Annotated in this window: 9 protein-coding genes; 3 read left to right on the top strand and 6 right to left on the bottom strand. The window is 59.6% G+C overall.

Annotation, left to right across the window (positions count from 1 at the left end; all coding sequences use genetic code 11):
* Positions 1 to 71 precede the first annotated feature (71 nt).
* Positions 72 to 2,669, bottom strand: coding sequence for a leucine--tRNA ligase (leuS, locus tag B4U49_RS03080; protein WP_078083107.1), 2,598 nt, complete (start codon positions 2,667 to 2,669; stop codon positions 72 to 74).
* Positions 2,670 to 2,771: 102 nt separating this feature from the next.
* On the opposite strand from leuS, the gene B4U49_RS03075 reads away from it, so the two are divergent.
* The 3 genes from B4U49_RS03075 to B4U49_RS03065 all read left to right on the top strand — a co-directional run bounded on the left by B4U49_RS03075 (position 2,772) and on the right by B4U49_RS03065 (position 4,863).
* A complete protein-coding gene (locus tag B4U49_RS03075; RefSeq protein ID WP_239692451.1) occupies positions 2,772 to 3,278 on the top strand; it encodes a zinc ribbon-containing protein in 507 nt (168 codons plus the stop codon).
* Positions 3,279 to 3,385: 107 nt separating this feature from the next.
* Positions 3,386 to 4,168 (top strand): YdcF family protein, encoded by a 783-nt coding sequence (locus B4U49_RS03070; RefSeq protein WP_078083106.1) that lies wholly within the window; start codon positions 3,386 to 3,388, stop codon positions 4,166 to 4,168.
* A gap of 296 nt (positions 4,169 to 4,464) precedes the next feature.
* Entirely contained in the window at positions 4,465 to 4,863 is a 399-nt protein-coding gene (locus tag B4U49_RS03065) for a hypothetical protein (protein WP_078083105.1), read from the top strand.
* A gap of 145 nt (positions 4,864 to 5,008) precedes the next feature.
* On the opposite strand, the gene B4U49_RS03060 is transcribed toward B4U49_RS03065, so the two are convergent.
* The 5 genes from B4U49_RS03060 to B4U49_RS03040 all read right to left on the bottom strand — a co-directional run bounded on the left by B4U49_RS03060 (position 5,009) and on the right by B4U49_RS03040 (position 10,347).
* Complete coding sequence (locus tag B4U49_RS03060; protein WP_078083104.1) at positions 5,009 to 5,941, bottom strand: TIGR01777 family oxidoreductase; 933 nt, start codon at positions 5,939 to 5,941, stop codon at positions 5,009 to 5,011.
* 291 nt (positions 5,942 to 6,232) lie between these two features.
* Positions 6,233 to 7,798 carry an apolipoprotein N-acyltransferase gene (gene lnt, locus B4U49_RS03055; protein ID WP_078083103.1) on the bottom strand — a complete coding sequence of 522 codons (1,566 nt, stop codon included), beginning with the start codon at positions 7,796 to 7,798 and terminating at the stop codon, positions 6,233 to 6,235.
* Positions 7,798 to 8,694 (bottom strand): HlyC/CorC family transporter, encoded by an 897-nt coding sequence (locus B4U49_RS03050; protein ID WP_204902974.1) that lies wholly within the window; start codon positions 8,692 to 8,694, stop codon positions 7,798 to 7,800. The genes lnt and B4U49_RS03050 overlap by 1 nt, the downstream gene beginning before the upstream one ends.
* An 8-nt stretch (positions 8,695 to 8,702) precedes the next feature.
* Positions 8,703 to 9,263 (bottom strand): rRNA maturation RNase YbeY, encoded by a 561-nt coding sequence (ybeY, locus tag B4U49_RS03045; RefSeq protein WP_078083108.1) that lies wholly within the window; start codon positions 9,261 to 9,263, stop codon positions 8,703 to 8,705.
* 10 nt (positions 9,264 to 9,273) lie between these two features.
* The gene (locus tag B4U49_RS03040) at positions 9,274 to 10,347 is read right to left on the bottom strand and encodes a PhoH family protein (RefSeq protein ID WP_078083102.1); all 1,074 of its coding nucleotides are present in this window, start codon (positions 10,345 to 10,347) and stop codon (positions 9,274 to 9,276) included.
* Positions 10,348 to 10,796: the final 449 nt, after the last annotated feature.

Raw genomic sequence — 10,796 nt, 5'->3', positions numbered from 1 at the left:
TCCTGAAAATCCGCACCCGGTACCCGTCCTTCGCACGAGGCTTTTTTACTTCCGTAAGTAACCGCGGAATATTAATTGGCGACGATGTTGACCAGTTTGCCAGGCACCACGATCACTTTGCGTACGGTTTTACCATCGGTAAATTTCAGTACGTTTTCGTCTTCCAATGCCATTTTTTCCAGGGTGTCCTTGTCGGCATCTGCTGGCACTTCAAGTTTTGCACGCAGCTTGCCGTTCACCTGAACGACCAGAGTGATACTGGAACGCACCAGGGCATTTTCGTCGACCTGCGGCCACTGGGCATCGACCAGTTCACCGCTGTTGCCCAGCACATTCCACAATTCGTGGCTGATGTGCGGGGTAACCGGGGCCAGTAGCATGACAGCGGCTTGCAGCGCTTCACGCTCGACTGCGAGGCCATTGGCGGAGTCGCGCTCTGCGATCTTGCCCACTTCGTTCAGTAATTCCATTACCGCGGCAACGGCGGTGTTGAAGGTCTGGCGGCGGCCGTAGTCGTCGCTGACTTTCTGGATGGTTTCGTGGGTCTTGCGGCGCAGTTGCTGCTGTTTGTCACTGAGGTTGTCAACGTCGATCGCAGCGCTGCCGTCGCCGGCTTCGATATGGCCGTGGACGGTTTTCCACAGTTTGCGCAGGAAGCGGCTGGCGCCTTCTACACCGGAGTCGTGCCACTCGAGGGTCTGCTCGGGGGGCGCGGCGAACATGGTGAACAGGCGCACGGTGTCGGCGCCGTATTCCTGTACTGCAGCGTGGGGGTCGATGCCGTTGTTCTTGGACTTGGACATTTTGACCACGCCGCCGGCGACCACTTCTTCGCCAGTGGCGCGCTCGATGGCTTTGATCGGTTTGCCCTTGTCGTCGCGCTCTACGTCGACGGCGGTGGGGGCGATCCAGGTTTTGTGGCCGTTCTCTTCTTTGTAGAAGGATTCGGCGAGCACCATGCCCTGGCATAGCAGGCGTTTGAAGGGTTCGTCGCTGCTGACCAGACCTTCGTCACGCATCAGTTTGTGGAAGAAGCGCGCGTACAGCAGGTGCAGGATGGCGTGTTCGATACCGCCCACATACTGGTCCACCGGCAGCCAGTAGTTGGCGCGGTCCGGGTCGAGCATGCCTTCTTCGAAATCGGGGCAGGTGTAGCGGGCGTAGTACCAGCTGGATTCCATGAAGGTGTCGAAGGTGTCGGTTTCGCGCTCGACCGCCTCGCCGTTGTATTCGTCTTTACACCATTCCGGATCTGCCTTGATCGGGGAGGTGACGCCGTCCAGCTCCACGTCTTCCGGCAACAGGATCGGCAGTTTCTCCGCGGGGACCGGGATTTCACTGCCGTCGGCCAGGTTGAACATGGGGATCGGGGCTCCCCAGTAGCGTTGACGGGACACACCCCAATCGCGCAGGCGGTAGTTGGTGGTGACGCGCCCCTTGCCGGCCGCTTCCAGGCCGTCGGCGATGGCGTTAAACGCAGCTTCGAAGTCGAGGCCGTCGAATCCGCCAGAATTCACCAGCGCGCCTTTTTCGGTGAAGGCTTCTTTGTCGAGGTCGATGGATTCGTCGCCTGCGGGCGCGACTACCTGCTTGATCGGCAGGTCGTATTTCTTGGCAAATTCCCAGTCGCGCTGGTCGTGGGCGGGGACCGCCATCACGGCACCGCTGCCGTAATCCATCAGCACGTAGTTGGCGACCCACACCGGCACTTCTTCGCCGGTGAGCGGGTGGATGGCCTTGAGGCCGGTGTCCATGCCTTTCTTGTCCATGGTGGCCATATCGGCCTCGGACATGGATTGCTTTTTGCACTCGGCAATGAAGGCCTTCAGTTCCGGGTTGCTCTCGGCCAGTTCCAGGGCGATCGGGTGCTCCGCGGCGAGGGACACGTAGGTGACGCCCATCAGTGTGTCTGGACGGGTGGTGTACACGTCGAAGTGGTCGACACCGGCAATGGTCTTCGGCAGTGCGAAGGCCAGCTCGACACCCTTGGACTTGCCGATCCAGTTGCGCTGCATGGTGCGCACCTGCTCCGGCCAGTCCGGCAGCTGATCCAGGTCTTTCAGCAGTTCTTCGGCATAGTCGGTGATCTTGATAAACCACTGGGCCAGCTCGCGGCGCTCCACGGTGGTGCCGCAGCGCCAGCAGCAGCCGTCTTCAACCTGCTCGTTGGCGAGTACGGTGGCGTCGTGAGGACACCAGTTCACCGCAGAGTTCTTTTTGTACACCAGGCCTTTCTTGTACAGGCGGGTGAAGAACCACTGCTCCCAGCGGTAGTAGGAGGGCTGGCAGGTGGCCAGCTCGCGGGACCAGTCAAAACCGAAGCCGAGGGCTTTCAACTGGCCCTTCATGTAATCAATATTGGAGTAGGTCCACTTGGCCGGTGCGGTCTTGTTCTGGATTGCGGCGTTTTCCGCCGGCAGGCCGAAGGCGTCCCAGCCCATGGGGTGCAGGACGTTTTTGCCCTGCATGCGCTGGTAGCGGGAGATCACATCGGTGATGGTGTAGTTGCGCACGTGCCCCATATGCAGCTTGCCGCTGGGGTAGGGGAACATGGATAGGCAGTAGAACTTGTCCTTGGCGGGGTCTTCCTTTACCTCGAAGCTTTTCTGCTCGGCCCAGTGCTCCTGGGCGGCGGCTTCGACTGCGGAGGGGTTGTACTGCTCTTCCATCTGTGGGGAACCTATACTCTGTGACTCGATCTATTGGGAAATTCTGACCAGAAGACGCGCTCGCGGTTCGGTCGGAAAACGGCGAATTATAGGAGGGATGGGGTGAGTAAGAAACCTAAAGCGGGGTCGAAAGCGGATCCAAAAGCCGCTCAACCGGTGGATAACCCCGATCTGCTGCTGGAAGACGAGAAAGTGGCCGCCGGGATGCGGCAGGATCTGGCAAAGTTGGTCGAGGATGAATTGGCGGTGGAAAAGCTCACCGCCAGCAAAGCGGCCTTCCTGCGCGCCTGGCTTAAGGATGATGTGCACCGGGCGGAGGAGTACCTTGAGGATCTGGGGGGGGAATTGAAAACCCTGGAGGAGCGTACTGGCGACTGGTTGCTGGATGCCGCGGATCCGACCAAGTCCGCCTGGCCCGCACTGATGTACTGTATCCGCCACGGCGAGCCCTGGGCGCTTGCGGGGGAAGACGTGGGGGAGGGAGAGGAGTTGCAGTGTCTGGGCTGTGGCTACCGCGCATTGCCCGATACCGGCACTCAGATTACGCCCTGTCACCGCTGTGGATTCGGATGTTTTCGGCAGGTCAGCGGCGGCCTCGAAGAGAGTTGAGTTAGGGTATCTCAGGCTGACGCCCTTTATCGTTGTGCACCAGTTTGGTGCGGCGATGTGCTTCCCAACAATAATATCTCATTCTGAAAACAGGACCGTTGCCAAAAATGGAACTGCAAACTGCCCTGGCCACACTCATCATGCCGCCATTCGCCCCGCTGGTCGGGCTGCTGATGGCGTTCGTGTTCTGGTTTTTCCCAGCCTCTACCCCTGTCGCCAAACTGTCACTGCCACTGGCTATTCTGTGCTTCATCACGTTGTGGATTTGCGCGACACCTGCCTTCTCCGGTTGGCTGGGGCAGCGCCTGGTCCATTCGCTTCCAGAGGCGCCGGATATGGAGCCGACGGCGGTTGTGGTGCTCGGCGGCGGTCGCTATCGGGATGCGCAGAGCGGGGCCGAAAGACTCTCTGCCGCAAGCCTGGAGCGGGTCGCGTGGGCGGCGGGACAGGGCCCGGAGAAACTGCCGATCCTGGTCTCGGGAGGGCGGGTTTACAGTGAGGAGAAGGCGCCGGAGGCGGATCTGATGGCAGATGCGCTGGAAAATCTTTTCCAGCGCCCGGTGACTTGGCGTGAGAATTGCAGCCGTACGACGGCGGAAAACGCGACCAACTCCGCGGCACTTCTGCACGATTCGGGAGTCGAAGGAGTCCTGCTGGTGACACACTGGTGGCACATGCCCAGAGCCGCGGAGAGTTTTGCCCGCGCCGGGATTCAGGTGCGCCCCCTCCCGGTCGGGAGTGCTGGCGAGCTGGTACCGCGGGCCGAGAACGGACTGTTGCGCTGGCTGCCCAGTGCGGCGGCCCTGTTGCGCAGCCAGGTGTACTGGCGTGAGCTGGTAGCGGATCAATGGTATCGCTGGCGGCCGCTGCCCTCTCGACGTACTTGCTGAGCGCATCGCGAGACCTCTCGCCGCACGGCAAGTTGACCGATGGGCCGGTTTGATTCCGGATATGCGCTTGATGCCCCCGGTATGAATAACTAGTATGGGCGCCTTGAAAGACGGTTACTCCTGAAACCATCGGGCGCCCGGTCGTATCGCCAAGCAGCGATCGACCTGGATACGTGGATCGACGCGGAAGTCCAAAATAATAGGTAATGGAGTAAGTTTCGGATGATGGAGCATCTACGCGGCGGCTTCGGCCAGATCGCGCACAATAACAACATAAAAATCGAGGTAACCTCCAGATGACGGGTATCCCAGCATCCTTCTCCCCCATTCAGTTGCACAATCGCCTGAACCGTCCGGTATGGATCGGTCTAAAAATGGCCCGCCGCGGCACGCGTCAGCTGGTGATGTTGTCTGCGGGTGAGGAAAGTGCCGCCAGGCTGAGCAAAAACTTCGAAACCTTTGTCGGGCAGATCGTTCGCGAGTTCAAACTGGACCCGGAGCAGACCGATTTTGTGGAACTGCGTCAGGAATCCAGCGATAGCCGCGATAGCGAAGCCGAAGTCCATAACTGGTACCGCTGGCACGCACACTGGGTCGGGTCGGCTCCGGTGGAGTGCAAGGCCGAGCCCGTGACCTCCGATGGCGCATGCAGCTATCTGGAGACGATTCTGGCACGTAATACCGCTGCCGCCTGATCCAATCGGTTTAGCCGACTGCCCCAATACATATACAATGCCTCGAGCCCGCCCAGTGCGGGCTCGCTTGCATTTCGAGTTTGTGTTTTCTGGGGATGTTACGCGGGTGCAGTGATTTGTTAGGGGGTATCCCGTTGGTCGTCGCTCAGCGGGACCTGGATGAAGCGTGGGCCTCGCCGTTTTGAGGTGTGCTGCCGAGCAGGTCGGCGAGGGCTTTCTCCAGCGTCGGATACTGAAAACTGTAGCCACTGTCCAGTGCCACACGCGGCTCCATTCTCTGGCTGGCGAGGAGCAATTCCTCCGCCATCTCACCGAACATCAACCGCAGTACCCAGGCCGGGGAACGCATCAGGCAGGGGCGATGCAACTGTCTCGCCAGCAGACGGGAGAAACTGTTATTGGTGACCGGTTCCGGGGCGCTCGCGTTGAAGGGGGTGCAGAGGCGCCGATCAATGGTGTGCAGCATCAGGCCGACAATGTCTTCCTCGTGAATCCAGCTCATCCAGTGTTCGCCACTGCTCATGGGGCCACCGAAGCCGAGTCGGAAAGCGGGTAGCATCTGCGGCAGGGCGCCGCCGCGGGTGGAAAGTACGATGGCGGTACGCATGGTGCCCACGCACAGTCCCGCCTGTTGCAGGGGCTGGGTCGCGGCTTCCCAGTCCCGACACAGTTCCGCAGCGAATCCGCCGCCGGGCCCGCTGGTTTCTTTAAGCAGATCGCCGCCGCGGTCACCGTAATAGCCCACGGCCGAGCCGGAAAGAATGTATTCGGGGCGCTGCTCCCGGGAGAGGATCCACTGCACCAGCTGGTTGGTGGTCTCCAGCCGTGAGCGGCGAATTTCCTGTTTGCGCGCGCTGGTCCAGCGCTTGGAAATAGTCTCTCCCGCCAGATTGACGACCACATCTACCGGGCCTTCCACCTGTTGTAGCTCGCGCACCCCGTGGGCCGCTTCGCCACAGAGTTTGTGCACTTTCTCGGGAGAGCGGCTGAGTACCGTGAGGCTGTGGCCTCGCGCCAACCATTGCGCACAAAATAGACGGCCTATCAATCCAGTGCCGCCAGTAATTAAGCAATGCATAAATCTGGCATCCGTGCCGCACATTGTCTGGTCTGTGCATGAAAAACGATTGCCCGGTCTATTTGGCGCATCTTCAGCGCGCGGAACCGGGAGCAGGCTCGACTGCCTGCCGGGCGAATTGACCGGGTCAATACTGCACAGGGGTCTTTTTCGCCGGATGAATATCTCACGATAATAGCAGCCAGCGGGCCGCTTGCAGGAAATGCCGGGCAAGAAAACCCGGTGATAGTGAAAGGCGTGTGAAAGCAGGCGGCAAATCGGGGCAATCACCGCCCCGGTTTGCCTGTGCAATCAGTCTGCTGCTTCGCCGCCAAATACCGCAGTATTTTCAGGGGCGGGACGACGTTGCAACAGGGCCGCAATTACCAGCATCAGCGCCGCCAATGCTACCAGTCCCCACACACCCATCAGCATGAAAGGAGTGTAGCCACTGCGGCCTTGCACTCTGCCGGTAAGGGTCGCCTGTTCGAACTGAGGCAGCTGCTCACTGATGTTCCCGTCCGGCGCAACAATGGCGGTTACCCCGGTATTGGTGGCACGTACCAGGTAGCGCTGGGTTTCCAGCGCCCGCATCTGTGCCATCTGCATATGCTGTAGTGGACCGATGGAGCGACCAAACCAGGCGTCATTACTCAGGGTAAGTAGTACCTGCGCGTCACCGCTGCTCTGGGATACCAGCTGCGGGTAAACGATTTCGTAGCAGATCAGTGGTGCCCAGCTTGCGCCACCAGCCTGGAGTGGCTGCTGGCCTTCAGGTCCCGGGCGGATGAAGGACGTGGGCAAATTGAAGAATTCGATGGTGCCGCGAATCCAGTCCTCTAGCGGTACATACTCGCCGAAAGGTACCAGGTGACGCTTGTGGTACAACTGGGATTCACTGCCGAAAACCACTGCGGAATTGTGTACCACGCGCCGGTAATCTTCCTCAGTGTCGTAGAGAATGCCGGTAATCAGGTCGATGCCGGTTTCCTGTGCATTGTTCTGCAGGGCATCCATCAGGTTGGGGGCGTGGTGGTACAGCAGTGGCAGCGCTGCCTCGGGCCAGATAACCAGGTCCACCTTGTCGCCATGGAGTGACTCGGTGGCGCTCTGGTAGCGTCTGATCGTCTCGCCGCGGAATTCCGGCAGCCACTTTTTGTCCTGGGGAATATTGGCCTGCACCAGGCCAACGGTCAGTTCTTTGCCCGTATTTTCCGTCCAATCCACGTTTGAAAGCAGCAGGCCGGCCGGCCAGGTCAGCAGGGCGATAGCCAGTAGCGACAGCGCACTGGTGGACTTCCAGGAGGTGAAGGCGCGGCGCATAAACAGTGCCAGCACCGCGGCGGTAAAGGCCAGCAACAGGCCAATACCGTAAACACTGACTACGGGTGCCCAGCCGGCAAGCCAGGTGTGAATATGGCCGTAGCCAGCAAACAACCAGGGGAAGCCGGTAAACAGCCAGGTGCGAACCCACTCGCTGACAAACCAGAGTGCCGCGAACCCCAGGGCAAATGACATCGGGTTTGCACGCACGCGCGCCAGCAATGGGAAGGGCAGGGCAAATGCCAGTGCCAGCACACCCACAAAAGCGCCGGTGAGGATGACCCCCAGTACAGGGGAGGAATTGCCGAAATCGGTAATCGAGACGTACACCCAGGAGCCGCCGGTGGCGAACAGGCCGATACCGTAGCTGAGGGCGATCAGGAAGGTTCCTTTCCCACTGCCGGCATCTTCCAGTTGATTGCGACCGGGTGCCAGCAGCCAGGCAAGTAGCGCGAGGGATAGCAGTCCCATCGGCCACAGGTTATAGGGAGCAAAAGAGAGTGTCAGAAGGCCGCCCGCGAACAGGGCGGCCAAAAAAGGCACAAATTTACGCATCAGCCATCTTCTTCAGCGGGCCTGTCAAATCGACTTACACGCAGCAGATGAATCTGCCGGTTGTCGGCGTAGAGGACGCGGAATTTGAAGTCTCCGAGTTTGGTCATCTCGTCGCGTCCCGGCAAGTGGCCAAAGGACTGCATGATCAGACCGCCGATGGTATCGAACTCTTCATCGCTGAATTCACACTCGAAGTACTCGTTGAAGTCCTCGATGGGGGTGAGCGCTTTCACCACAAAATCGTTGTCGCTCACTTTGCGGATAAAGCTATCCGCTTCTTCCTCATCGGTCTCGTCTTCGATCTCGCCGACGATCTCCTCGAGAATATCTTCAATGGTCACCACGCCCGAGACACCACCGTACTCGTCGATTACGACAGCCATGTGATAGCGGTTCTCGCGGAATTCCCGCAGCAGGATATTCAGGCGTTTGCTTTCGGGAATGATATTGGCGGGCCGGATATGGTCTTCGAGGCGGAAATCGTCCACGCCTTTCAGTACCAGCGGCAGCAGGTCCTTGGCCAGGAGTATGCCGCGGATATCATCGATGCTTTCACCCACCACCGGGAAGCGGGAGTGGCCGGATTCGATGATCTTGGGCAGGAATTCTTTGGGATGGTCTTCGATACTGACCACCACCATCTGCGAGCGCGGAATCATGATTTCCCGCACCTGTTGGCTGGATACATCCAGCGCGCCCTCGATGATGGATAGCGCTTCCGCGTCTACCACCTTGTTTTCGGCGGCATCCTTGATGATGTCCAGCAGCTCATCGCGGGATTTGGGTTCTTGTGAGAAGGCACCCAGTATTTTCTCCAACCAGTTCTTTTCACCCGATCGCGGGCGGTTGGAGGAGGAGCTACTTGGGGGTTCGTCGGTGGTCATGGATGTGGCCATACTCCGCGTTACTCGTCGGTTCCGTCTGAAATTTTTTCGGCCGGCACACCTTGCGCCGGCTCATCTATGGGGCGGTAGGGATCGTCGATGCCCAGACCTGCCAGTATACGGGTTTCGAGATTTTCCATAATCTCGGCTTCATCGTCCTCGATATGGTCGTAACCCAAAAGATGCAGTGTGCCATGGACCACCATGTGTGCCCAGTGTGCGGAGAGGGCTTTGTGCTGCTGTTCCGCTTCTCTGGCCACCACTTGGGCGCAGATCACCAGGTCGCCGAGCAGGGGCAAGCCCAGCTCTTCCGGGATATCGGCGGGGAAGGAGAGCACGTTGGTGGGCTTTTGCTTGCCGCGGTACTGGCTGTTGAGCGCCTCGCTCTCGTCTTCATCGACAATGCGCAGGGAAATCTCGGCCTCGGACCGGTGCCCACCTACGGCGGCTGCCGCCCAATGGGCGAGCTCGTCGTCGCCGGGGAGTTCGGGATAGGAGGAAGCCCGCTGAACATCGAGGGCGATGACAGCGGGTTCGAGCGGCCCGGATTGGGCCCCGCTCTCGGATTGGCTGGTGTTCATGGGCGCGGCATCAGGCCGCATTTTCCCCGGCGGTTTTACCGGCGGCAGCTTCCAGCGCTGCGGCCTTGCGCGCTTCGCGCTCGGCTTCCACTTCCGCTTCGTGCACATCGTAGGCCTCTACAATGCGCTGGACCAGCGGGTGGCGGACCACGTCTTTGGCGCCAAAGTGGGTAAAGCTGATGCCGTTGACCTTATCCAGTACCTCGATGGCGTGGCGCAGGCCTGACGCCTGTCCGCGAGGCAGGTCGATCTGGCTGGGGTCGCCGGTGATCACCGCGGTAGAGCCGAACCCGATACGGGTCAGGAACATCTTCATCTGTTCGCGGGTGGTGTTCTGGCTCTCGTCCAGAATCACGAAGGCGTTGTTCAGGGTACGCCCGCGCATATACGCCAGTGGCGCTACCTCGATCACATTGCGTTCGATGAGTTTGCCCACGGTCTCGAAACCGAGCATTTCAAACAGGGCGTCGTACAGGGGGCGCAGGTAGGGGTCTACCTTCTGGCTCAGGTCACCGGGCAGAAAGCCCAGCTTCTCGCCCGCTTCTACCGCCGGGCGTACCAGCAGGATGCGCTCTACAGAGTCTTTGAGCAGGGCTTCCACGGCGCAGGCTACGGCGAGGTAGGTTTTACCGGTACCGGCGGGGCCGATGCCGAAGTTGATATCGTTGCTCTGTACCGCGCGTACATATTTGCGCTGGTTGATCCCCCGGGGCCGTACGGAACACTTCTTGGTGCGGATCAGCACTACCTGGTCGCCCTCACCTTCCTCTGCCTTCTGACCGCCTTTTACCAGCTCGACATCTGACTGTTGCAGGGCGAGGTGGATTTCGTCCGGGGTCAGGTCATTGTTGGATCCGGTTTCCTTGTACAGGTTACTCAGGATCTCACCGGCGGCGCGGGCGGAATTGGCATCGCCGTAGAATGCGAACTGATTGCCGCGATTGCGGATCTCAATTTCCAGTCGCTGTTCTATCTGGCGCAGGTGTTGATCAAATTGGCCACAGAGGTTGGCCAGGCGGCGGGCGTCGTTTGGCTCAAGAGTGATGCTGTGAGCGAGGGCTTGTGTTTCCAAATTGGTTTCCATGCACCTTTAGTCTGGGGGTTCAGTCTGTAGGTTATACCCATTTACCTGATAGGGGAAAGGTCGGTTTGTGACGAATGGGTTCTAAACAGTCTCGGGGCTTATAACAGGGGAGTATGACAGTTTGTGGTCACTGACTCTCAATCCCCGCACCGTTCCCGTAGGAGCTTGCCCGCGGGCGAGCTCTGCGACGATACATCGGGACGTCGTAGAGGGCTCCGGGGCGGCCCTGCTACCGGTATTCGTTTCCGGGACACGCTACAAGCACATCCCTGTGCGCTCGGACGCGGCCATCCATGGCCGCGTACGGTCCCGGAAACGAATCCCGGCATCAGGACCTTAAATTTGGACTTCTTAGCAATGACTGACCTATTCGTCGATCGAACATATCCAGGCTTGATGCGAAGGTTCTGATACCGAGATCCCTTTGCGAGACTGTCGAAAAGAGGGAC

This window comes from Microbulbifer mangrovi (genome assembly GCF_002009015.1).
Taxonomy (GTDB): domain Bacteria; phylum Pseudomonadota; class Gammaproteobacteria; order Pseudomonadales; family Cellvibrionaceae; genus Microbulbifer; species Microbulbifer mangrovi.
This window is presented reverse-complemented; position numbering and strand designations above follow the sequence as displayed.

Bases quoted from the DNA above. Each gene is read 5' to 3' on its own strand.
- B4U49_RS03070 (WP_078083106.1), top strand. From the start codon at position 3,386: ATGGAACTGCAAACTGCCCTGGCCACACTCATCATGCCGCCATTCGCC.
- B4U49_RS03060 (WP_078083104.1), bottom strand. From the start codon at position 5,941: ATGCATTGCTTAATTACTGGCGGCACTGGATTGATAGGCCGTCTATTT.
- B4U49_RS03065 (WP_078083105.1), top strand. From the start codon at position 4,465: ATGACGGGTATCCCAGCATCCTTCTCCCCCATTCAGTTGCACAATCGC.
- ybeY (WP_078083108.1), bottom strand. From the start codon at position 9,263: ATGAACACCAGCCAATCCGAGAGCGGGGCCCAATCCGGGCCGCTCGAA.
- lnt (WP_078083103.1), bottom strand. From the start codon at position 7,798: ATGCGTAAATTTGTGCCTTTTTTGGCCGCCCTGTTCGCGGGCGGCCTT.
- B4U49_RS03040 (WP_078083102.1), bottom strand. From the start codon at position 10,347: ATGGAAACCAATTTGGAAACACAAGCCCTCGCTCACAGCATCACTCTT.
- leuS (WP_078083107.1), bottom strand. From the start codon at position 2,669: ATGGAAGAGCAGTACAACCCCTCCGCAGTCGAAGCCGCCGCCCAGGAG.
- B4U49_RS03050 (WP_204902974.1), bottom strand. From the start codon at position 8,694: ATGGCCACATCCATGACCACCGACGAACCCCCAAGTAGCTCCTCCTCC.